Here is a 24,265-nt window from a genome sequence, read left to right as displayed (position 1 = left end):
GTGCGATAATCACGCCTGATAACCATTGATGACCAAAATATAAGCCTACTAATATGACCAAAACCGTACCCTCTTCAACTGCAATCAATGCCCGCTTATCCTCGCTCGATTTCTTTCGCGGGTTTACGGTAGCCTCCATGCTGCTTGTAAATGATCCCGGCGATTGGGACAACATTTATCCACCGCTGGAGCATTCCAAATGGAATGGCTGCACACCAACGGATATGGTATTCCCATCGTTTTTATTTATTGTGGGGGTATCCATTGTTTATGCCATGCAGTCGAAAAAGGAGGACCCGGCAAAGCATAATGCGCTGTTGCTTTCCATTTTACGGCGTACCTTGATCATTGTGGCATTGGGTCTTTTCCTTCCGCTCATCTCTGGTTTTAATTTTTCTCACCTGCGCTTTCCCGGCGTATTGCAGCGGATAGGTGTTGTGTTTGGAATCACCGGCTTACTATATGTTAAAACCAGCAAACGCACGCAGGCCATTTTGGCGGCGGTTTGTTTAATAGGTTACTATTTGATCATGACGCTGATACCGGTTCCCGGGATAGGCCATGCCAACCTGGAGCCAACTACCAACCTGGGCGCGTGGCTTGATCGCCTGGTGTTTACAACCAATCACCTTTGGAACTCCACCAAAACCTGGGACCCGGAAAGTATCCTGGGTACCATTCCTGCAGTAGGCACGTGCTTAATAGGCGTATTAACCGGAACCTGGCTCAAAAAGGATAAAACTAAAACCGGCAATCAGCTCCTGCAAATGGCAGGGGTTGGCACAATATTAATTGTTGCCGGACTGATCTGGAATATATTCTTCCCAATCAACAAGGCGCTATGGACAAGCTCGTTCGTGCTGTATGTCGGCGGGATAGATATTGTGATCCTTGCCCTGTGCTATTGGCTGATAGACGTAAAAGGCTGTAAAAAATTAACCCCGCCGTTCCTGGCATTCGGGCGAAATGCGATAATCACTTACGTGTTGGCTGATATTATCCCCGCTATACTGTCTGCTATCCCGGTTACATCAGACGGCAAGAAAACTAACCTGTGGGGGTATATGTATAACCATCTTTTTGTGCCTTATTTATCACCTGTAAATGCCTCGCTGGCCGGTGCGTTTTTAATGGTGTTCATCATATTTATCCCCATCTGGGTGCTTTACATTAAAAAAATCACCATCAAAGTATGACCGCATTTAAATATAATATCGTCAATAGAAGTGAGATTCAGCGTGTTCGCAGCTATGTAAGTCGAATGCTTAGCATGTGGGGTGCTGTGGGGACACAGCACCGGGGAGGGGGACTAGTGGCTATATTATTGATTTGTCTATCATTTACGGCTAAAGCCCAATTTCATATCATCCCCCAACCAAATCAGATCGTTGCCAGGAAGGGAACGCTTGCCTTAAAAAATGGTGATGTGATTGCTTATATGACGGATACAAAGGAGATCGGTATCTACCTGCAAAATTACCTGGCTAAAAGCTATAATCTTCACTTAAAATTACAATACCAACCAAGCATTGGGACTATCTTTTTGCTGACGGATACCACTATGTCAAAAGGCAGCTATCGCCTGAATGCAAATCATACCCGGCTTACAATAACGGGTGACACCGATGGTGTTTTTTACGGCGTGCAATCGTTATTGCAACTTCTTCCATCAACTGGTCCGCTGCCTTTAAAAGTGCCGGAATGTACCATAGCTGATGCGCCAAGGTTTCAATGGCGCGGGTTGAGCATGGACGTGAGCCGTCATTTTTTTACGGTTGATGAAGTTAAGAAGTACATCGACATAATGGCACATTACAAGCTGAATGTTTTGCACTGGCACTTAACCGATGATGAAGGCTGGCGCATCCAGATTGATAAATATCCGAAGCTGACGGAGCTCGGTTCAAAGATCACCTTTTACGAAAAGCAGGGCAAGTTCCGCAAGCTGGATAACCTGATTGACGGCGGCGGTCGTGATGGATTTTATACCAAGGATGATATTCGCGAGGTATTAAAATATGCAAAAGAGCGCTATGTAACCGTGCTACCGGAAATAGAAATGCCCGGCCATAGCGAGGCCGCTATTTTTGCATACCCGGAACTGGGCTGCCAGGATTCGACGGGTGAAAAACACCGCGTGCGGATGCTCGATCCAAGCGAAAATACATTCACTTTTATGGAAAACGTTTTGACGGAGGTGATCGATCTGTTCCCTAACCAATACATTCACGTTGGGGGCGACGAAGCCGAGGTGATGGACTGGTTGAAAAGCCCAACTGCCGTTGCCCTGATGAAACGGGAGGGTTTTACCAAGCCCGAACAGGTGCAGAGCTATTTTATCAAACGAATAGAAAAGTTCCTGCAATCAAAAAACAAAAAATTGGTTGGCTGGGACGAGATCCTGCATGGGGGATTAGCAGAATCTGCAACCGTTATGAGCTGGGAGGGTGAAGCCGGGGGGATAACCGCAGCACGGATGCATCACCCTGTAGTAATGACGCCACTGCCTTACATGTACTTTGACGCACCACAAGCCAATGAAAGCCTTGAGCCAATTGGATGGAACCCGCCCGTACCGTGGCAAATGGTTTATAACTACGAGCCGCAATCGAAACAGCTGAGTAATGACGAAGCCAAATACATCATAGGCGTGCAAGGCAACGTTTGGGTAGAGAAAATTCCGAACATGAGGCACCTGGAATATATGATGTATCCGCGCGCATTGGCTGTTGCCGAAACAGCATGGTCGTTAAAACAGGACAAGGATCTCAACAAGTTTGCTGATAAGCTGGATCAGCAATATGGTTTATTTAAATTGTGGGATTTAAACGCACGCTTGCCAAGTATCGACGGGGTAGGTGATGTGGTTACCAATGAAGATCATTATTCCCTTACTTTAAAATATCCTTTAAAGGATGCAAAGATCAGGTATTCGCTAGATGGTAAAATGCCTGATAGCACCGCCACGGCTGTTTTATTCCCTGTGAAGATCAGCGAACCGGTTACTGATTCGCTTAAACTATCGGCCTACATTACCTGGACTAACGGCAATCAACATATAATGCAAAAGGAATTTGTTAAGCATGTGACGATCAATCCGGCAGCGATAACCACTACCCTGCAACCAGGTCTAAACTATACCCTTTACAAAACCAAGGAAGTAAATTACAAAAAACTGGATACGATAGCGCCGGTAACCACCGGGATGCTCGCCTTTCCGCAGCAGTTTGCGCTTGCCCCGCCAGTTGAATCGGTAAATAATTGGGTCAAGGTCGAGGGTTTTATAAAGATAGACAATGAGGGTGATTACCAACTTACTTCGGGCTTTGAGGATAGTCCGCTTTTATTTGTGGATAATGTGGTGGTGATCAACCGGGACAAGGATAACTATGTTGATCCGCAGAAGGCGCTGCTGCACTTAAAAAAGGGTTACTATACTTTTAAAGGCTATTACTTAGCGGATGACGCCAACAGCGGCCAGAATTTATTGCAGTTGCAAACCGCTACAGGTAAATTGCTTGATCCGGCTGTATATTTATACCATCAATAGTATGGATATGCTTTCTCAAAAATGCGCACCGGCCTGTCATCCTGAGGCACTCGAAGGACGACGTGCGCAATGGCCCTTTTCCGTTTGCTTAGCAAGCGTACAGGCCTCTGCGCACATGCTTCGAGTGCCTCAGCATGACACCCCTCTTTGTTATTTCCCTATTAACCGTTTTTTAAAATTCAAAAGCATAATCTTATTCCTGGCAACATTTTTATCAGTAATTGTTGCTAATGCGCAATTGTACAAAAATCCCAAAGCGCCGGTTGAAGCCCGTGTAAAGGATTTGCTGGGCCGCATGACGCTGGAAGAAAAGGTTGGCCAAATGAGCATGACGACATTAAAAAATTCGGTAACCAACCCGCTTGCCTATGGCGTTTGTGAAAGTCCGTTTGTTACTATAAATGAAATAGCCCGCCTGTCCATCGCCGCAAAAAAATATGCCCGCGAAAAAACAAGGCTCGGCATTCCGCCCATCCAGATAGGCGAGTGCCTGCATGGGCAACTGGCTTCGGGTGCAACCATATTCCCACAGGCCATTGCTTTGGGCAGTACCTGGAACCCTGCATTGGTAAAACAAATGGCAACTGTTATTGCCTACGAAGCATCATCATCAGGTGTTGACCAGGCGCTTTCTCCATTGTTTGATTTAATAAGAGACCCGCGTTTCGGCAGGGTAGAGGAATGTTATGCAGAAGATCCGTTTTTGGTGAGCCAGATGGGAACCGCATTTGTAACCGGTATGCAGGGAGATCCAACGGAAAGCTTATTGGGGATCGGCAAGGACAAGGTGATGTGCACCGCTAAACATTTTGCAGCGTACAGCATCCCTGTTGCAGGGATCAATTTAGCGCCTGCATCAGTTGGAGAAAGGGAATTAAGATCAATCTTTCTACCGCCGTTCCAGGCTGCTGTACAAAAAGCTAATATTTATTCAGTGATGCCAGCCTATAATGAAATTGACGGCATACCTGCCCATGTCAGTAACTTTTTGCTGAACCAGGTTTTGCGGAAGGAGTGGGGCTTTAAGGGTTACGTGTTTTCGGATTACGAGGGATTGAAAATGTTATACACCTTTCATAAGATAACCCCAAATGCCGAAGGTGCGGCGATAAGAGGATTGAACGCTGGTGTTGATTTGGAAGCGCCGGAAGCTAATGTTTATGACAAGTTAATCGGGCTGATAAAAGCAGGAAAAGTAAAAGAAGCTAATATTGATACAGCGGTAGCCCGAATCCTCAGGGTTAAATTTAAAGCCGGCTTATTTGAAAAACCATTGGCTGATACCACAAAATTAAAGGAGCGTGTTCATACCCCGGCGCATATCGCGTTATCGCAAAATATTGCCGAGGAATCCATTATCCTGCTCAAAAATGATAAGCAATTGTTGCCGTTAAATATCAACAGCCTAAAATCTCTGGCGGTTATCGGCCCCAATGCTAACCAGGTGCAGTACGGCGACTATAGCTCAACCCGGGATAGCCGTTCCGGAACTACTGTGCTAAACGGTATTAAGCAATTTGTGGGTGATAAAGTAAAGATCAACTACGCCAGAGGTTGTGGAACTTCAGGGACTGATAAAAGCGGATTTGACGAGGCTGTTGACGTAGCCAAAAACAGCGACGCCGTGGTGGTAGTATTAGGAACTACCAGCGTAGTTTTCTCCGGCATCGGCTGGAACGGGCATACACCAGAAGGTGAACCAAAGGATCCGTTTACCTGCGGCGAAGGCTACGATGTTACCGACATAAACCCCGATGGCGTACAGCGCGAATTATTACAGGCTATTTATAAAACAGGTAAGCCCGTGATATTGGTATTGGTTCACGGTCGCCCGTGGAGTATCAACTGGGAAAAGGAAAATATCCCGGCCATCCTGGAAGCCTGGTATCCCGGCGAAAAAGGCGGTAATGCCATAGCAAATATCCTGTTTGGAAAAGTAAATCCATCTGGCAGGTTGAATGTATCTATTCCGCAGTCGGTTGGACATATCCCGGTGTTTTATAATCATGTAAATACAAGTAAAGGCTTTTACCATAACCCGGGCACGCCAGATAAGCCGGGACAGGATTACGTGTTCTCATCGTCGAATGTACTGTATCCTTTTGGCTATGGTTTGAGCTACACCACGTTTAAATACAGCAATATGCAGGTATCCTCACCTGTTTTTGGCAAAGATCAGCAGGTAACGGTTTCTGTAGATGTGACCAATGAAGGTAAAGTTGAAGGTAAGGAGGTGGTGCAGATGTACCTCGGCAATAAAATAAATTCAGTAACCACGCCTGTGATGGAGTTAAAGGGTTTTGACAAGATCAGCCTCAAACCTGGGGAAACACAAACGGTAAAGTTTATCGTGAAACCCGAAGACATTGCCATCTGGAACCTGGATATGAAGCAAGTAACAGAGCCGGGCACATTTGATGTAATGATAGCCCGCTCCGCAGAGGATGTGGTTTTGAAGAAGACTTTGGAGTATAAAGAATAATAAAAAAAAATTGTCATTGCGAGCGTAGCGTGGCAACCTCGTCGTAAGCAGGGCGAATATGCAAAGCTACGAGGTTGCTTCGTCGTTCCTCCTCGCAATGACAGGTTATTTATTTGGCATCATGAAAAAACTAACCATATACTTTACCCTGCTTTTATTAAGCAGCTCGCTTTTCGCCCAATCAAACAACCAATACGTCGATCCCTTTATTGGTACATCGGCAACGGGCCATACCTTTCCCGGTGCTACGGTACCTTTTGGCATGGTGCAGCTAAGCCCTGAAACCGGTAACTTCGGATGGAACTACTGCTCCGGCTATCGTTATGAAGACACCACCATTACCGGCTTTGCCCATACCCACTTGAGCGGCACAGGCGGCGTTGACTTGGGTGATGTCCTTTTTTTTCCTTTCCAGGGAGATCAACCTAAAGCATTCAATAGTAAATTCTCTAAATCAACAGAAAAGGCATCGCCGGGCTATTACACCGTTGTGCTTAGCTATAATAACATTAAAGCGGAGCTTACCGCTTCTGCTCATACAGGCGTACACCGTTATACTTATCTGAACACAGGCGCATCACACTTACTAGTCGACTTGCAAAGCGGTCTTGTCGACAGCAAAGAAGAACTGGAAACCCATGTAAACGAAGGCAGCATCAACATCACCGGAAAAAACAGCATCAGCGGTTATGCCAGTACCAGTTTATGGGTGGATAAGAAGGTGTTTTTTGTGGCACACTTCAGCAAGGCATTTAAAAGTTCTCATTTTATTGACGGCGATAACTACCGCCGATTGGTAATTGATTTTGATACCAAACCCGGTGAAACAATAGAAGCCAGGGTTGCCATATCCGCAGTAAGTATTGACGGTGCAAATAAAAATTTAACAGAAACCATCAATAAATCGTTCGACGTGGTTAAGGCTGATGCCGCCGCCGTTTGGGGAAATAATTTAGGTAAGCTTAAGGCCGAAGGAACCAAAGAACAAAAAATAACGTTTTATACCAGCCTTTACCATGCCCTCATCCAGCCCAATAATATTGCCGATATAGATGGCAAATACCGGGGAGCAGATGGCTTGGTGCATCAATCGGCAGATAAGGTTTATTATTCTACGCTCTCCTTATGGGATACTTACCGGGCAGCTCATCCGCTATACACCATCATCTGCCCCGAGCGCGACGGGCAAATGGTTGAAACTATGCTGCAGCATTTTAATGCCGTAAAGCTGTTGCCCATTTGGGCGCTTTGGGGTAAGGAAAGCTATGCCATGATAGGTAACCATGCCGTCCCGGTTATGGTTGATGCCAGCTTAAAGGGGATAAAAGGCTTTGATAAGGAAAAGGTATTTGCCGCTATAAAAACTACCCTCACCATTGGTAAAAGCCCAAAATACGACTGGAACCTGTACATGCATTACGGTTATCTACCATCGGACACAGTTAAGCGCGAGGCCGTTTCCCGAACCATGGAAGCAGCTTATGACGATTGGTGCGCAGCGCAACTGGCCAGGTTGCTACATAAAACTGCCGATTATAACTATTTTATTAAACGCTCAAAATTTTATACCAACCTATTTGATAAGTCGACAAATTTGGAACGTGGTCGCCTGTCAAACGGTGATTGGGTGCGCCCTTTTGCCAATCTAGATAGCGGACAGCTGGCCATCGGCGGCGATTATACCGAGGGCAACGCATGGCAATATGTATGGCAAGTGCAGCAGGATATTCCCGGGTTAATTAAGTTGATGGGCGACAAAAAACATTTCAGCGAAAAGCTGGACTCTCTATTCACCATGGATTCAAAAGTATTCGGCAAAGGCTCAACACTTGATGTTACCGGTTTGATAGGCCAATATGCGCATGGTAACGAGCCCAATCACCATGTAGCCTATTTATACACGGAGGCCGGCAATCCCGCCAAAACCCAGCAGTTGGTCCGGCAAATTATCGATCAATTCTACCTTAATAAACCGGATGGACTATCAGGCAATGACGATTGCGGGCAAATGTCGGCCTGGTACCTGTTTTCGGCGATGGGTTTCTATCCTGTTAATCCAGCCGATGGAAGGTACATATTCGGCGCACCGCAGTTAGATAAGATCACCATAGTTGTACCGGGTAAAAAAGCCTTTATTATCGAGGCTAAAAACCTGTCGGCAGGAAATAAATACGTGCAAAGTATAACACTTAACGGGGTTAGCTATACCAAAAACTACATTACGCATCGTGATATAATGAATGGTGGTAAGCTTGTTTTTGTGATGGGCGATAAAGCTGAAGCGCCGGTATTTTTAATTGATAATATCAATTAAAAATTTGATAATTATCAATTATCAAGTGATTTATTGATAATTATTGATTATTAAGTAAAAGATTGATATATTTGAATTATCAAGAAATTCATTGATGATGGATATGAAATATTACGCGGTAATAACCGGGGACATTATCAACTTCACACGATTAGATAATGACAAGCGCCAAAGAATAATAGCTTCCACAGAAAAGCTGCTAAAGTCATGGGTTGATAAACCTACGGACGCCGAGGTTTTCAGAGGGGACAGCTACCAGTTTATAATGGACGACGTTGAGGACGCGATCAAGAAAAGTATCCAGCTGATCTGCTGGTTTAAAAAGCAGCCGGAAAATAATAATAAGATCAATTTAAGCTCAAGAGTATCCGTTGGCATCGGCGGAATCGCTTACAAAGGAAAATCGGTATTGGATTCGGATGGCGAAGCATTTCACCAATCGGGAAGATCTTTTGATAAAATGGGGGCTGATGAAATACTCACCATAAAAACTACCAACGAAGAAATTAACCAGCAATTAACAATTATTCTTAGTTTTATAAACCTTTTTGTAAATCAATGGAAGGCTAACCAGGCTGAAGTTGTTTACCTGGCATGTGAGGGATACACCCAAACAAAAATGGCCGAAGCTTTAGGTATTAAGCAGGGCGCGGTTAATAACCGGCTAAAGGTTGCTAAATGGAAAGAGGTTGAAAAAGGGATAAATTACATTAGTAAGCTTGTAACAAAATAACAAATGGTTGCCAATTTATTGCTCCGTCTTATCATTTCACATCTACTTACCGACTTTGTTCTTCAACCGGTATCGTGGGTTAAGGACAGGAAGGAGAAGAAGATCAAATCGGTAAAATTGATCTGGCACGCATTGCTTACTGCCGTATTTGCTTACATATTTTCAGGACTATACAGTTGCTGGTGGCTTCCGCTGGTGATCCTGGTATCACATTATCTTATTGATGTTGTTAAATCATACCTGCCCGATAAATTTATTTATTTCATAGCTGATCAGCTAATGCATTTACTGGTAATTGTAATTATCTGGCTTTGTATTTATAAGCAGTGGCCGGTAATTACAGCGGGGATATCTTTAATAGTTGAAAGCACAAGGTTCTGGATTCTGGCGTTTGGCTACGTATCGGTAACCTGGCCGTTAGGTATTTTAATAGGTTTAGCCACCACAAAATGGCGCAAGGACCTGGAAGCAAATAAGGAAGCCCAAGAAGGATTGGAAGATGCCGGTAAATGGATTGGCATTTGCGAACGAACATTAATTCTGACATTTGTGCTTACCGGCCAATACACCGCAATAGGCTTTCTAATTACCGCTAAGTCCATCCTAAGATTTGGCGATAAGGACAAGAAAGCCGAAAAGAAAACAGAATACATCCTGGTAGGCACCTTACTAAGCTTTGCTGCATCGGCATTGCTTGGGATCATCATATCTGCTGCCCTAAAGCAATGCTAAAGATTGTAAGACTCCAGCTGATCGGCCAGTAAATGTAAAAGCCCTTCCTCAACCACACCTGTGTTTTTACAAATGTGCAGCACTTTATGCGCACCAGGTTCAAAGCTGGCAACAAATTTTCCCTCCTTAAAAACTTCAAATTTACAATGGTCGCTGCTGTGGTGCATGTAATCGACTACCTCAAAATGATGATTTTGATTATCGCTACTTACCGAAATTTCAAATTTTTCCATGATTGTTTTCACCCGAAATAACTAAGATTTTTTCCTTGGCACTTTGGCTCCTTCTTTTCTCGCTTCGGATAAACCAATAGCTATCGCTTGTTTTTTTGAAGTGACCTTCTTACCACTTCCGCTTTTAAGTGTACCCTCCTTCATTTCGTGCATGGTTTTTTCTACTTTTTCCCCTGCCTTTTCTGAATATTTTGCCATGATGATAGCTGTTAGTTATTAATAACATTATAACGTGCAAATGACCAGTCGGTTTTTAAAAATGACAAGATCCAATATTGATGTGATGAATTTTATTAAAAAATCCGGGCTTACATCAGCTTTATATGCTGATAAGCCAAACGATCGATCACCCCCGGAAAAACGATAACTACTGATCTCTGAAAACGACAATCTCTTTTAATTCATTAAGAAAAGATCAGATTGATCTGAGACACGATTAAATAAAGTGTGCTTTTTCGATAATTTGAACATTTTGTACTCTATTTATTAACTTTTGTACCCCTTCTCCCATTGGTGCAAAGCATAATTTTATCGCCCAGATAATAAACCGAAGGCATTTTCAAGAAAAATAATCATCGCTGACTTTTGGCCACCCAAAAGGAAGTTCTAGTTATCCTGTTTGTGAATGGGGCTTAATGCCGCAGGTATTTCGGACTTTATCGTTAACCAATTAACTATATAAACTATTGTAATTTTCATGCTAAATACAAAATCAATACTAAAAGCTGCTTTTTCAAAAATTATAATCCTGGTGCCTTTGCTGATTGTAATGAATGTATCAAAAGCCAGGGCGTCTATTCTATCTTACAAAAAGGAACCGGGCAGCGTAGTTTTTACCTTAGATAAAGGTTTGATGCAGGTTACCGTTTGTAAGGACGACATAATAGAGGTAAGGTATACCATATTTGACAGCCTGTCTAACAAAGCCTCACTGGTGGTTAATAACAAATGGAGTTACCCGGCTTTTAATCTCACAGAAAATAAGAAGGAGTATATAATTACCACCTCAAGGCTAAAAGTCATCATAAATAAAGCCACCAACGCTATTATTTATAACGACCTGGATGGGAACGAAATTACTTCTGAAAGCAGCGGCGAAAACAAAACCATTACCCCGGCAACTATTGCTGGGATTGATACCTATAATGTAAGTACCCAGTTCAATTCACCGCAAAATGAAGCACTTTTTGGCCTTGGGTGCCACCCTACGGATACGCTTTCCATTAACTACAAGGGGCGCAACCAGGACATGGCTATTAAGTACATGACGGGGGCCATACCCGTGCTATTATCCACCAAAGGCTACGGCCTGATGTGGGACAATTATTCGGCATCCAATTTTTACGGTGCTGAAGCCAACAATACGAAATTTAAATACGTTTCTGAAAGCGGCAGGCAGGTTGATTACTATTTCTTTTACGGTCCTGATTTTGACCAGATCATTAACTTGTATCGCACGGCTACAGGTACGGCGCCCATGTTTGCCAAATGGGCCTTTGGCTTATTCCAGTCGCAAGACAGGTATATGAGCCAGGATGAAGTTTTATCAGTTAAGGACAATTACCGCAAAAATCATATCCCGGTTGATGTTATTGTGCAGGACTGGTATTATTGGGATCCATTTCCAATTGGCGTGCATGTGATGAATCCCGCCCGCTATCCCGATCCTAAAAAAATGGTGGCCGAACTGCACAAGGCCAATATTCATGGCATGATCTCCATTTGGCCGGTATTTGGAAAAAAAACAAAGGATTTTGATGCGCTGCAAAAGACAGGTGGATTAACAGACATTACCTGGGATAACATCGTAACCCATACCTTCGATAGTTATTATGATGCCCATAGCCCCAAGGCACGCGAATTGTATTGGGACCAGGCGCGCGACAGTTTGATAAAACGATATGGCTGGGATGCATGGTGGGTTGACCAATGTGAGCCTGATAATGGCGCCCTTTTGGACGAACGCCGGAAAAGTAATTTTTCAATTGGCAGGGGAATAGATTATTTTAACACCTACTCATTGGAGCACTCAAAGGGGATTTACCAGGGATGGCGCAGGGATATCCCGGGTAAGCGCGCGTTCTTTTTAATCCGGCAATCCTTTGCTGGCGAACAGCGCAATGCAGCCACGCTATGGTCTTCAGATATCTCCTGTACGTTCTCAGCATTCAAAAGCCAGGTGCCGCAGGGGATAAACGCCTGTGTATCGGGTATTCCATACTGGACATCGGATATAGGCGGTTACCACTATAACTGGGTAGCGCCGGATTGGTCGAAACCAGAATTCAGGGAACTGTTTACACGCTGGTTCCAGTTTGGAGCGTTTTCGCCGATATTCCGGATCCACGGCAAGGGTGAGCGGGCAATATTCTCCAATAACTGGGATGACAAAACTAAAGCTATATTGTTAAATTTTGATAAGCTGCGTTACCGCCTGCTTCCCTATATATACTCGCTGGCGGGCCGCGTTTCAACCGATAATTATACCATAATGCGTTCCCTTGCATTTGATTTCAGGGACGATGCCAACGTTTATAATATCCCTGATCAATATATGTTTGGGCCGGCATTCCTGGTTAACCCCGTAACAGAGCAGTTATATACTGCAGCGGGGGCCGACGGTAAGGAAAAGGCCAGGACATTATACCTGCCAAAAGCTACATGGTATGATTTCTGGACAGGACAAGCCCTTACCGGCGGAAAAACAATAACAGCTTCGGCCCCCATAGATATAATGCCGCTTTATGTAAAAGCGGGTTCAATTATCCCCATGGGACCGGTGGTTGAATATGCAACGGAAAAAACCAGCCAACCCATTGAGTTAAGGATCTACCCCGGTGCAAATGGGGAGTTTAAGTTTTACGAGGACGAAAACGATAATTATAATTACGAAAAGGGGCAATATGCCACGTTTACCTTTAGCTGGAATGATAAACTACATCAGGTTGCCATATCGGCTATTAAAGGCGATTACCCGAACATACAGCAACACCGCACATTTAATGTTGTGCTGGTTAACGGCGAACACGGCTCAAATGTGGGGATAACCGTTAATGCAGATAAAACAGTTGAATATGATGGCAAGGCCGTAACGGTGCAGTTATAGTCATGGTGTTAAAATATAATGATTTGAATCAGGCCAGTGCAAAAGCTTACCTGATTAATAACCGATAAGAACGGGTTTATAATATTAAATCCGGGATTTAGTTGATAGTGGCATTAATTTATAAATGTCATAAATTGCGTTTCGGGATGAGATCCGGAACGCATTTTTTTATGCGAATAATAACACAACATTATATTACCTTAGTGTACGGCCTTTCATATGGTTCAAACCATTGATTGTCGACCCTTTTCAATTATACCGATGCGCATAAAATTTTATATCCTTATAGTAGCCATGCTTTTTGCGTGTGCCCGGGCTTTTGCGCAAGCCAGTCAGTACCAGTTTTCGCAACTGGATATAAGCAATGGCTTGTCGCACAACCAGGTAAACTGCATCTATAATGATTCAAAAGGCTTTATGTGGTTCGGCACCATGTCGGGTCTTAGCCGTTACGACGGTTATTCCTTTAAAGTATTCAAACACGATGCCGGTAATAAAAACTCACTCGTTGATGATTTTATACAAAGCATTTATGAGGGACCGGATCAAAACCTATGGTTAGCAACCAGGGGTGGGTTTTGTATCTACAGCCCTAAAACAGAGCAGTTTAGCATCGGCATATCACCCTGGCTAAAAGCACTAAAACTTCCTGCTAATGCAAATATTGTTAAAATAACAAGGGATAGCCACGGGGACTTTTGGTTTGTTTTGGCAAATTCAGGCGTTTATCGTTATAGCGCAGCAAACAAGCAAACGTATCATTATTCAAACAACGCAGACTCATTCCGGCTATTATATAGCAATAATGTGGCCGATATTGCCGGCGACACAAGGGGGAATATGTGGTTTGTTTATGGTGACGGCATGATTGAAAAGCTGGATGGGAAGCTTAATAAAATTACTTACCGCTCAGATATTTTAAGTAAAGCCAGCAATGGTAAAACACGATCTTATTCTATTACAGCAGATCGCGACAATGATTTGTGGTTTTACACATCAAATGTAAACGCAGGGGTTTATTATTTTAGCCCGGCAACTAACGTGTTCAGATATATTGATAAAAGATCAGGTACAGCCGGGTTAAATTCCAGTATCGTTAATAACATTGTTCAGGCTGATGACGGCTTGATATGGATAGCAACAGACCACGGGGGAATAAACCTGCTCGATAAAAAGAATTTTAAGATTACTTATTTACTAAACAGGCCGGATGATGCCAAATCATTAAGGCAAAATACTGTAGTGCTCTATAAGGATAATTCAGGTATTATGTGGGCCGGGACTTTTAAGGAAGGGATCAGTTATTATCACAAGAGTATTATTAAATTCCCGCTCTACAGGCATTACGCTTCTGATCCAAACAGCCTGAGCTTTGAGGACGTTGATAAATTTGTTGAAGATAAGCAAGGTAATTTATGGATAGGAACAAATGGTGGCGGGTTGATTTACTTTAACCGGAAAACCGGGAAATACACACAGTATAAGTACAATTCGCAAGACAGTAACAGTTTGGGCAACGATATAATTGTTAGCTTATGTATTGATCATGAGCAGAAACTATGGATAGGAACTTATTTTGGGGGGCTGGATTGTTTTGACGGAAAAACTTTTACCCATTACAGGCATGACGACAAGGTAGCAACCAGTATCGCGGATGACAGGGTGTGGAGTATAATAGAGGATTCAGCACACCGCTTATGGATCGGTACCTTCGCCGGTGGTTTGGAGATTTTTGACCGGTCAAAAAAAATATTCTACCATCCCTTTAAGCCAACAGAAATAAGATGCCCCTATATATCTGCAATTTTCGAGGATAAGGATGGTAACATTTGGGTAGGAGGCTATTATGGTATTGATGTGATAATGAAGAAGACCAACCAGGCTGTTCATTATAATCGTGATATCAATGATAGTAACAGCCTGATAGGCAATAACGAAAACAGTATTACACAGGATAGCCGGGGCCTGATATGGATTGGCGCCCGCGAAGGGCTAAGTATCTTTAATCCTAAAACAGGCAAGTTTACCCGTTTTGTAAAGGGAAATGGGCTTCCTGATAATTTGATATTGAACATACTGGAGGATAATAAAGGGATGATGTGGTTAAGTACCTCTGATGGATTGAGTCGAATTGAATTAACCGCAACGGGCAAGGGTTATAATTTTCAGTTTAAAAACTTTGACGAAACTGATGGCTTGCAAGGCAGGGAATTTAATGTAAATGCGGCTTTGAAAACCCAAAAAGGCGAACTGATTTTTGGCGGCGGGCACGGCTTCAATATTTTTGACCCCCTGAGCATCCAGCCCAATAGTAATAAACTCAAACTAATATTTACTGATTTTCAGCTATTTGATAAAAGTGTTACAGCCACCGAGGCCATCAACGGGCATGTTATATTGTCAGAAGCTATTTCGTCAACCCGTTCAATAACGCTTAATCACAACGAAAATGTCTTTACTATTGGGTTTGCAGCACTAAATTTCTTCAATCCTAATAAGGTGAAGTATCAGTATATGATGGAGGGGTTTGACAAAGGATGGCTTACAGCCGGCAATGCGAGCCGGAAAGCAACCTATACCAACCTCGACGGTGGTGATTATGTATTTAAAGTTAGGGCAGCAAATTCTGACGGTGTATGGGATCCCGATTACATCACTTTGAAAGTTAAAATACTACCCCCATTTTGGAAATCGCCGTTAGCGTATATTAGTTATGTAGTACTGATTATTGGGATACTTCTTCTGATCCGTCGGCGCGGAATAAAAAAGATAAGACAGCAATTCGTTGCTGAACAGGAGAAACAGGAAGCAAAACTTATTATAGAACAGGAGCGGCAGGAAGTTAAGCGGATGCATGAGCTTGACCAGATGAAGATTAAGTTTTTAACTAATGTAAGCCACGAGTTCAGGACGCCTTTATCCCTGATTATGGCGCCTGTTGATAAAATGCTTAATTGTACCGATGATGCCGATCAAAAGGAGCAATTGGGGATGGTAAGAAAAAATGCCAGGCGATTGTTAAACCTGGTAAACCAGCTGCTTGATTTCCGTAAAATGGAGGTGCAGGAATTGAAGCTGCAAACCAGGCCCGGCGATATAGTTAAATTTATTAAAGACATCACTTTAGGGTTTACTGACATTGCAGATGAAAAAAGCATAGGTTTTGTGTTTGATACGGATGTAGAAACCTTAATGGCAAGTTTCGATCATGACAAAATAGAGCGAATTTTATTCAACCTGCTTTCAAATGCTTTCAAATTTACGCCTAAAGGTGGTCATATAAGCGTGTTGCTTAATGTAATACAGGATGAATCAACGGAGGAATGTCAGCTACTTGAGATTAAAGTAATTGATACGGGTATTGGCATCCCTCAGGAAAAACACGATAAAATATTCGAAAGGTTTTTTCAGCATGATGTTCCGGGGTCGCTGCTTAACCAGGGCAGCGGTATTGGTTTATCAATTACATCTGAATTTGTAAAGATGCACGGGGGCAAAATAAGTGTGGAAAGCGAACCGGATCATGGTAGCTGTTTTATAATTCAATTGCCATTGTTATTACAGGATAACTTCAGTTTAACCCCAACAGCCATCAATACAAATAATGATGAGGAGCAGGATCCTTTACCAACCCGGGAAAATAAGAATGAACCTAAATACCAGATGGTGGATAAAAAACCTGTGGTATTGCTGGTGGAAGATAACGACGACTTTAGGTTTTACTTAAAGGACAACCTGAAGAACACATTCTTTATTATAGAGGCGGCGAATGGTAAGGATGGCTGGCAAAAGGCCCTATCGCAACACCCTGATATTATGGTTAGTGATATAAGTATGCCCGAAATGGACGGGATTGAACTTTGCAAAAAAATCAAGGCCGATAAACGGACCTCGCATATCCCTGTCATTTTATTAACTGCGTTAACCGGGGAAGAGGAACAGTTAAAGGGATTAGAAATAGGTGCTAACGATTACATGACCAAACCATTCAATTTTGAGATCTTACTTTCAAAAATAAAAAACTTGCTCACCTTACAGGATACGTTTAAACGAACCTACAAAAAGCAGATGAGTGTGCAGTTACAGGAGGTGCCATTGCAATCTGAAGATGAGCGGTTTTTAAGAAATATGGTTGAGTATATAGAACAGAATATTTTAAACTATAATCTTTCTGTAGAAGAACTGAGCCGGCAAATGAATATGAGCCGGGTATCGCTTTACAAAAAAGTATTAATGTTAACGGGACAATCCCCGCTCGAATTTATCAGGTCAATCCGGTTAAAAAAGGCAATCCAATTACTGGCCGATAGCCAGATGAGTATAAGCCAGATCTCCTATGAAGTTGGTTTTAACACGCCTAAATATTTTACAAAGTTGTTTAAGGAAGAATATAATATGCTTCCCTCAGAATATATTAACGCAACCCGCAAAAAGAAATCTCCGGCATGATCAGCAATTAACGCGCCGCTGTAATCTTTATCTCATCAAATTCAATTTTTTATTTCCTGAAATACCGGCTGTTAAGGGGCATTTTTGTAAAATTTTTGTTCCTCTTTTGGGCTGTAAATCGAAAAAAACTTAAATAACGCACATGATATCCGGTGTGGGTTTAATTTAATACACTGATTTATAGTTTGTTATGTGTTAGTTAACATTTGGTCTATAATCATTATCAATACTGCCTATCCTGCTTTTCGAAACAATCATAGTTTCATTCCCGAGAATATGTGTTCCATGCAGCCAATTAAATTAATTGTAAATAATACACATACTCACCAATTATAAACGCAAAAACCCAACGAGGTTAATTTATTTTTTTGCTATGCTGAAAACTTTACTTGCCGTATGGTATAGGTTTTTTCACAGGTTGTTTCGGCAATCGATTGCAGAAATAAAAACAATGCTTGGAGATGATTTTAAAAGATCGCTTTCGACTTTGCTATATACCCCGTTGGACGAATAATGTGAGGAAAAATTATGAAGAAAGATTAACACCAACCAACCAAAATTTATGAACCAATTATTTACACACCTTAAAATTCATTTTTAAAATGGAAAAAAACTTACGAAAACGAATAAAATGCGGCGTTTTGCTATTTATGTCGGCCATGTTGCTGGCGCTTTCAGGCTATGCACAAACCCAAAGGGTTACCGGAAGGATAATAGGCGCTGACGATTCCAAGCCGCTACCCGGGGTTAACATTAAAATTAAGGGCACAACAACCGGAGTTGTATCGGCTGTTGACGGTACTTATGCCATTAATGCAAAAACAGGCGACGTGCTGGTCTTTAGTTATGTAAGCTATGAAACCCAGCAAATATATGTGGGGCAAACCAGTACAATTAATGTAACATTAAATCTGTCAGTAAACATATTAAATGAAGTTGTTATTGGTTATGGTAAAGTTAAACGGCCTGATCTTACCGGATCTATATCATCGGTTTCGGGGACCGACCTCTTAAAAACACAGCCAACTACATTTGACCAGGCTTTACAGGGGAAAGTTGCCGGTGTTATAGTGCAGCAGGTTTCGGGCCAGCCGGGTGGCGATGTGAATATACAAATACGCGGGATAGGCGGTTTTAACAATGCCCCCCCGTTGTATGTAATTGATGGAGTACAGATTCCACCCAATGTTCAATCGCCAATTGCGGGTCAGGGTAGCAACCCGCTATCCACTATCAACCCGTCGGATATCGCATCAATTGATGTATTAAAGGATGCCTCGGCTACAGCCATATACGGTTCGCAGGCTTCAAATGGCGTAGTAATAATTACTACAAAAAAGGGAGCTTCGGGCCCTCCGCTAATAACCTATGATGGATATGCGGGTAGTCAATCATTACCAAAGTATTACGATGTGATGAATTTGCAGCAGTATGCAACGTTTATGAATGAAAAATCGGCCATTATTGGCTATGATTTGAGGCCACAGTTTGCTAATCCGCAATATTTGGGCCTGGGTACTAACTGGCAAAAGGCATTATTCAGAAAAGCCCCTATGCAAAACCATAATCTTGCAATTAGCGGTGGCGATGCCAGGACAAAATATTATTTATCGGCCACATACTTTACCCAGGAGGGGATTGCTTTAGGTTCTGATTTTAAACGAACTTCTATTAACCTAAACATCGATAACAAAACTACAAACTGGTTAAAAATAGGCACAAATCTGGCGCTCTCTCATGTTGCAGAAAACGTAGCTACAACAAATACCGGTGTAATTTTGCAGGCATTAAACCAAACACCCGATGTAGCGGTGAAAAACCCCGATGGTACCTGGGGCGGTAATGACCCTAATATTTACGGTGCTTACGGTGCTAACCCGTTTGCCTTAGCTACAATCGTGACGGATTTGAAAAGCAGGTACCAGTTAATCGGAAGCGCTTATGCCGAAATTCAATTTACAAAGGACCTAAGTTTGCGTAATGAAGTATCCGGGAATTTTGATTTTGCTACTGAAGATCAATTTACGCCAACCGTTACCATGGGAGCTTATAGCATACCGGTAAACTCGGGCAGTTCACAGAGCGCACAAAACTTTTATAACGCAATCACAAATTACCTGTCATACCAGCACATGTTTGGTAAAAAATATTATTTCAGCGCTACGGTCGGGCACGAAGCGCAATTGGTTAAAAGTAGCTCGGTTTTGGCCGCACGCACCAATTTTACAAGTAATGATGTAACTACAATAAGTACAGGCGACCCAAAAACGGCGACCAATGCGGGTGCAAAAGCCGATGGCGCACTTGAGGCCTATTTTGCCCGCGCCAACTTTACGTACGATGATAAGTATTTACTAACTGCCACTATACGCAGGGATGGTACTTCAAAAATTGACACAAGTAACAGGTGGAATACTTCCTATTCGGGTGCAATTGCATGGAAGTTGAACCATGAAGCTTTTCTGAAAAATGTAAAGGTAATTAACGATTTAAAACTTAGGGTAAGTTATGGTTTGGTAAATAACCAAAACATAAGTGAGTATGCTTATGGTTCTACGTTAACCACTGTAGCAACAGGGTTGGCAGGTAATTCACAGCTAACCGCTACTTTGGGAAACCCCAATATTAAATGGGAAACGACAAAAGAACTTAACCTGGGTTTAGATTTCAGTATTTTAAACAACAGGATTGTATTTACAGGCGATGTTTATTCCCGCAAAACAAATAACCTGCTATTAAGCCTTACCGAGCCATACTATTCAGGAACTTATGCATCAGGAGGTTATTCGCCGGGCGCTATCCTTGCACCTTATGTTAACATTGGCGCTGTTAGTAATAAAGGCGTTGAGTTTTCAATAGCAACCACCAATATTCAATCAAAAAACTTTAACTGGAAAACCAACCTGATATTCTCTCATAATCAGAATAAAATTCTTGCCTTAAACCCGGGTACACCGGCAATATACGGGAGCATAGGAAGTAACGTATATACCAAAACTGTTGTAGGAGGATCTATTGGCGAGTTTTATGGTTATCAAACGCTTGGCCTTTATAAAAATGCTGCCGATTTCGCTAAATATCCGGCCCTTATGCAAAACGGAGGCGGGTCAATTCCTATTACGAATGGTTCCGGCGGGGTTTGGGTAGGCGACGTTATTTTTAAGGATAATAATCATGACGGAAAAATTGATGCAAATGATCAAACCGCTTTGGGGTCGCCTTTGCCAAAAGTTCAGTATGGCATAAATAACACTTTTAGTTACAAAAACTTTGATCTAACTGTTTTTATGACAGGCGAGTATGGTAATAAAGTTGTTAACCAGGTAAAGGTAAATGGGGATGATCCAAACCAAAATTTTGGATATTTCCAGGCTGTAAGTAACTACGCACACATCGGGTTGGTTAATCCTGCAGGCTCGGCATCGGATATTAATAATGTATTTATTACCAATCCCCAAACCAATATTACCAGGATTAGCCAGAGCAGCGGCAATCAAAATACAATCTTTTCAGACAGGTATGTTGAAGACGGTTCTTTTTTAAAGTGCAAGAGCATTGCTTTAGGCTACAGCTTTTCGCAAAGTATTTTATCCAAGATCCATTTAAGATCATTACGTGTTTATGCCAATGTAACCAACGTGTTTACCATAACAAAATATACCGGGTACGATCCGGAAATAGGTTCATGGAACCCATTATTAGCCGGGATGGATAATGGATATTATGCACAGCCCCGGGTTATTACAATTGGTGCCAACATATCTCTAAATAATTAAAATTTACTATTATGAAACTGATTAAAATAAATATATTCTCTTTGTTTATCATCGTCATGATAATAAGCAGTTGTAAAAAGCAGTTCCTTGACCGGCCTCCGCTGACAGGAATCACAACCAATAATTTTTATAAAAGTACATCCGATCTGAGGCTTGCCACTTCGGCCATTTACGCCCAACCGTGGTTTGACTGGAATAATTTCCCCTTGCTTGGTATCGGCGATATCATGAGTGGCAATATGCTGCAGCCTTACAATGCAGACCTGGCTCAGTTTACTACCTTTTCTATAACCAGCAATAATAGCTATGTTACACAGGCATGGCAGGGCTTTTTTAATGTAGTGGCCCACTGTAATGTAAATATAAAGGCTATCAATACCCAGTTGCCGGATAGCGTATCCGCAACAGGTAAAAACGGAGCTCTTGGAGAATTAAGGTTCCTGCGTGCAACCGCTTATTTTCACCTTGCCCAATTGTGGGGACCGGTGCCTATTATTGAAGATAACGATAAACTAATTGCCAACCCGCTTGTGCCGCGCAATAAGCTTACTGATGTTTATAAATTTATAATAAACGATTTAAGATTTGCAGCTACAAATTTACCAAAATCAGACCAGGCGGGGCGAGTGACTACGTGGTCGGCACAGGGTATGCTGGCTAAGGTATATTTAACCAGGGCGGGCCTGGGCCAAAGCGGTACCAGGAACCAATCAGACCTGGATAGCGCGATATATTTTGCAGGGAATGTTTGTAATACAAGCGGCCTGACACTTTTTCCCAGTTATTACAACCTGTTCAGAACCCAGTACAACGACAACTCCGAATCGCTGTTTGCATTTCAATGGGCGGCAGGTGTAGGCTATGGCCAGGGTAATGATATAGAAGCACAATTTGCCCCCAGCGCAAGCATAGTGCCTGGTGCTGGGTGGGGTGGGGCAATTGGCCCAACCACTAGTTTGTATAAATTGTACGCCACACGCGATTCAATCCGTCGTAAAGCTACTTTTATGCTCACCGGCGATTATTACCCGGAGTTAAATGCTGCGGGCGGAGGTTATACAGCAACCGGCGTAAATGTTAAAAAACATATAGTGGGTACTCCTGCCGATAACAATGCGCCAACTATGGACCGTTGGTCATCAATTGAACACAATACCGTTTTGCGGTTGGGAGATGTGTATTTAATATATGTGGAGGCTATATTGGGTAACAATAGTTCTACTTCTGATGGAAGGGCCTTACAATATTTTAATGCTATCAGATCAAGGGCCGGCTTACCTGTAGTATCAACCATCACAACTTCAACCCTGATGAACGAAAGAAGAGTTGAATTGGCATTTGAGGGCCAGTATTGGTTTGATTTGGTACGGCTTTCTTATTACAAGCCGCAGGCAGCGATAGATACACTTAATCATCAAACCCAGCTGCAACCCGGGCAAACGGTTGTTGACAGATCACTGTTTACTTATGATGCGAATACCGGAATTGCGAAGCCTGGATCCAACGGACTGATCATTACCCCGGCAACAATCAACACGTTTACCTTGCCAATACCGGCAAATGACCAAACGGCCGATCCTAAATTGTTGCAAGCACCTGTGGCGTATTACTAACAGAATTAGAATTATTTATAATATTCTTTAAATAAAAAATATGAAAAAGCTACTTTACAATGTCAATAACTATTTATTGCTTGTTATACTCGCTGCAATACTCCTCGCACAATCGGGATGCAAAAAAGATAAATTATCATCTACAGGCACGCCGGTTATTACATCAATCCGTAACTATGTCGCACATCCGGGCGATTCACTTTTAAGCAGTGTGGGCACCGGTCAATGGGTTGTTATTTCCGGGAAAAATCTAAAAGGTGCTCTTCAAATTTATTTTGATGGTGTAGCCGGCTCTTTTAATGACGCATGGTTTTCTGATACCAGCGCTATTGCATTAATACCCTCGGTTATTGCCTTCCCAACGGTACCGGCAAAACAGCTCAATACTATAAATTATGTAACAACGCATGGTCAAACCACGTTTTCTTTCTCAATTGTGGCTCCTGCGCCAACAATTTCAGACATTTCGGATGAAGCGGCTAACGTAGGTGATTCTGTCAAAATTTACGGTTTTAACTTTTTCTTTATCAAAAGTTTAACTTATGCAGGTGTTGCAATTACTAATTATACGCCTTCAACCGATGGCACGTACATTAGCCTGGCGGTGCCATCCAGTGTTACGCAGAATGGCGGCATTGTAAGTGTTACAACAAAATCAGGTTCAGCCTCTACCGTTTATAAGGTTCATGATTTTGTTGACGGCGTATTTCAAAACTGGGATTCTATAAACGGGTACCCGTGGGGGTCAAATACGCAAAACAGTTCTACTGATTTTCCCGGTAATACCGGCTACTATAACGTGTTGACGGCAAGCAACCTTTCTGCGGGTGACAATGCCTGGTATAATGGTGGCCGTGGAGTAAATATGAATGCCAGTCAATGGGTTCCGGTTGCAGATATTGACAGCAGTTTATCCAGTTACGCCGTGAAGTTCGAATTATCGGTTCCGAAATCTACTCCGTGGACTGCGGGTTCTATTTTCGTAGCAGTAAATTATAGCTTTACTTATATAGCCCGGTACAGGCCCTGGATAAACAGCGCGGGTAAAACAACGCCGTTTACCACAACCGGCTGGACAACCGTTACAATTCCGTTATCAACCTTCTTAACCAATAACGGTACAGGTACGCAGGTAGCTTCTATTAAGGACCTTGTGGGCGCCAGCGGTAACACAGGTATGAATATCTGGTATATGAATGATGGTTTAACCACGGTTACAGCTTTTACAGCAGCAATTGATAACATCCGGGTAGTAAAAATTAAATGATAAAGTTTTA

Annotated in this window: 13 protein-coding genes; 11 read left to right on the top strand and 2 right to left on the bottom strand. The window is 42.5% G+C overall.

Annotated elements, in window-relative coordinates:
• The first annotated feature begins 53 nt into the window (after window positions 1–53).
• The 6 genes from KXD93_RS11915 to KXD93_RS11890 all read left to right on the top strand — a co-directional run bounded on the left by KXD93_RS11915 (window position 54) and on the right by KXD93_RS11890 (window position 9,811).
• Window positions 54–1,196 (top strand): acyltransferase family protein, encoded by a 1,143-nt coding sequence (locus KXD93_RS11915; RefSeq protein WP_258137334.1) that lies wholly within the window; start codon window positions 54–56, stop codon window positions 1,194–1,196.
• Window positions 1,193–3,550, top strand: coding sequence for a beta-N-acetylhexosaminidase (locus KXD93_RS11910; protein ID WP_258137333.1), 2,358 nt, complete (start codon window positions 1,193–1,195; stop codon window positions 3,548–3,550). The genes KXD93_RS11915 and KXD93_RS11910 overlap by 4 nt, the downstream gene beginning before the upstream one ends.
• 1 nt (window position 3,551) lies before the next feature.
• Window positions 3,552–6,032, top strand: coding sequence for a glycoside hydrolase family 3 N-terminal domain-containing protein (locus KXD93_RS11905; protein WP_258137331.1), 2,481 nt, complete (start codon window positions 3,552–3,554; stop codon window positions 6,030–6,032).
• Between the two features lie 58 nt (window positions 6,033–6,090).
• Window positions 6,091–8,346, top strand: a complete 2,256-nt coding sequence (locus KXD93_RS11900) for a GH92 family glycosyl hydrolase (protein WP_258137330.1) — start codon at window positions 6,091–6,093, stop codon at window positions 8,344–8,346.
• A 94-nt stretch (window positions 8,347–8,440) separates the two neighbouring features.
• The gene (locus KXD93_RS11895; RefSeq protein ID WP_258137329.1) at window positions 8,441–9,079 is read left to right on the top strand and encodes a SatD family protein; all 639 of its coding nucleotides are present in this window, start codon (window positions 8,441–8,443) and stop codon (window positions 9,077–9,079) included.
• Between the two features lie 3 nt (window positions 9,080–9,082).
• Window positions 9,083–9,811, top strand: coding sequence for a DUF3307 domain-containing protein (locus KXD93_RS11890; RefSeq protein ID WP_258137328.1), 729 nt, complete (start codon window positions 9,083–9,085; stop codon window positions 9,809–9,811).
• Here KXD93_RS11890 and KXD93_RS11885 read toward each other — a convergent pair.
• Window positions 9,808–10,044 carry a hypothetical protein gene (locus KXD93_RS11885; RefSeq protein ID WP_258137327.1) on the bottom strand — a complete coding sequence of 79 codons (237 nt, stop codon included), beginning with the start codon at window positions 10,042–10,044 and terminating at the stop codon, window positions 9,808–9,810. The genes KXD93_RS11890 and KXD93_RS11885 overlap by 4 nt on opposite strands.
• A 21-nt stretch (window positions 10,045–10,065) precedes the next feature.
• Window positions 10,066–10,242 carry a DUF6496 domain-containing protein gene (locus tag KXD93_RS11880; RefSeq protein ID WP_258137325.1) on the bottom strand — a complete coding sequence of 59 codons (177 nt, stop codon included), beginning with the start codon at window positions 10,240–10,242 and terminating at the stop codon, window positions 10,066–10,068.
• A 499-nt stretch (window positions 10,243–10,741) separates the two neighbouring features.
• Here KXD93_RS11880 and KXD93_RS11875 point away from each other — a divergent pair, with 499 nt between their 5' ends.
• The 5 genes from KXD93_RS11875 (at window position 10,742) to KXD93_RS11855 (ending at window position 24,255) form a co-directional block, all read left to right on the top strand.
• Window positions 10,742–13,150, top strand: a complete 2,409-nt coding sequence (locus KXD93_RS11875; RefSeq protein ID WP_258137324.1) for a glycoside hydrolase family 31 protein — start codon at window positions 10,742–10,744, stop codon at window positions 13,148–13,150.
• 261 nt (window positions 13,151–13,411) lie between these two features.
• Window positions 13,412–17,599 carry a hybrid sensor histidine kinase/response regulator transcription factor gene (locus KXD93_RS11870; RefSeq protein WP_258137322.1) on the top strand — a complete coding sequence of 1,396 codons (4,188 nt, stop codon included), beginning with the start codon at window positions 13,412–13,414 and terminating at the stop codon, window positions 17,597–17,599.
• A 602-nt stretch (window positions 17,600–18,201) separates the two neighbouring features.
• Window positions 18,202–21,375: a SusC/RagA family TonB-linked outer membrane protein gene (locus KXD93_RS11865; RefSeq protein ID WP_258137321.1), complete on the top strand. Its 3,174-nt coding sequence runs from the start codon at window positions 18,202–18,204 to the stop codon at window positions 21,373–21,375.
• 11 nt (window positions 21,376–21,386) lie between these two features.
• Window positions 21,387–22,988 (top strand): RagB/SusD family nutrient uptake outer membrane protein, encoded by a 1,602-nt coding sequence (locus KXD93_RS11860; protein ID WP_258137320.1) that lies wholly within the window; start codon window positions 21,387–21,389, stop codon window positions 22,986–22,988.
• Between the two features lie 40 nt (window positions 22,989–23,028).
• A complete protein-coding gene (locus KXD93_RS11855; protein WP_258137319.1) occupies window positions 23,029–24,255 on the top strand; it encodes a glycan-binding surface protein in 1,227 nt (408 codons plus the stop codon).
• The last annotated feature ends 10 nt before the right edge of the window (window positions 24,256–24,265 follow it).

The organism is Mucilaginibacter phenanthrenivorans, from assembly GCF_024721155.1.
GTDB classification, from domain to species: domain Bacteria; phylum Bacteroidota; class Bacteroidia; order Sphingobacteriales; family Sphingobacteriaceae; genus Mucilaginibacter; species Mucilaginibacter phenanthrenivorans.
The sequence above is the reverse complement of the archived record's forward strand: the minus strand, read 5'-3'. Positions and strand labels throughout refer to the sequence as shown.

What these genes read in the sequence shown, in the direction of transcription:
- KXD93_RS11915 (WP_258137334.1), top strand. Translation starts at nt 54, where the DNA reads ATGACCAAAACCGTACCCTCTTCAACTGCAATCAATGCCCGCTTATCC.
- KXD93_RS11910 (WP_258137333.1), top strand. Translation starts at nt 1,193, where the DNA reads ATGACCGCATTTAAATATAATATCGTCAATAGAAGTGAGATTCAGCGT.
- KXD93_RS11905 (WP_258137331.1), top strand. Translation starts at nt 3,552, where the DNA reads ATGGATATGCTTTCTCAAAAATGCGCACCGGCCTGTCATCCTGAGGCA.
- KXD93_RS11900 (WP_258137330.1), top strand. Translation starts at nt 6,091, where the DNA reads ATGCAAAGCTACGAGGTTGCTTCGTCGTTCCTCCTCGCAATGACAGGT.
- KXD93_RS11895 (WP_258137329.1), top strand. Translation starts at nt 8,441, where the DNA reads ATGATGGATATGAAATATTACGCGGTAATAACCGGGGACATTATCAAC.
- KXD93_RS11890 (WP_258137328.1), top strand. Translation starts at nt 9,083, where the DNA reads ATGGTTGCCAATTTATTGCTCCGTCTTATCATTTCACATCTACTTACC.
- KXD93_RS11885 (WP_258137327.1), bottom strand. Translation starts at nt 10,044, where the DNA reads ATGGAAAAATTTGAAATTTCGGTAAGTAGCGATAATCAAAATCATCAT.
- KXD93_RS11880 (WP_258137325.1), bottom strand. Translation starts at nt 10,242, where the DNA reads ATGGCAAAATATTCAGAAAAGGCAGGGGAAAAAGTAGAAAAAACCATG.
- KXD93_RS11875 (WP_258137324.1), top strand. Translation starts at nt 10,742, where the DNA reads ATGCTAAATACAAAATCAATACTAAAAGCTGCTTTTTCAAAAATTATA.
- KXD93_RS11870 (WP_258137322.1), top strand. Translation starts at nt 13,412, where the DNA reads ATGCGCATAAAATTTTATATCCTTATAGTAGCCATGCTTTTTGCGTGT.
- KXD93_RS11865 (WP_258137321.1), top strand. Translation starts at nt 18,202, where the DNA reads ATGGAAAAAAACTTACGAAAACGAATAAAATGCGGCGTTTTGCTATTT.
- KXD93_RS11860 (WP_258137320.1), top strand. Translation starts at nt 21,387, where the DNA reads ATGAAACTGATTAAAATAAATATATTCTCTTTGTTTATCATCGTCATG.
- KXD93_RS11855 (WP_258137319.1), top strand. Translation starts at nt 23,029, where the DNA reads ATGAAAAAGCTACTTTACAATGTCAATAACTATTTATTGCTTGTTATA.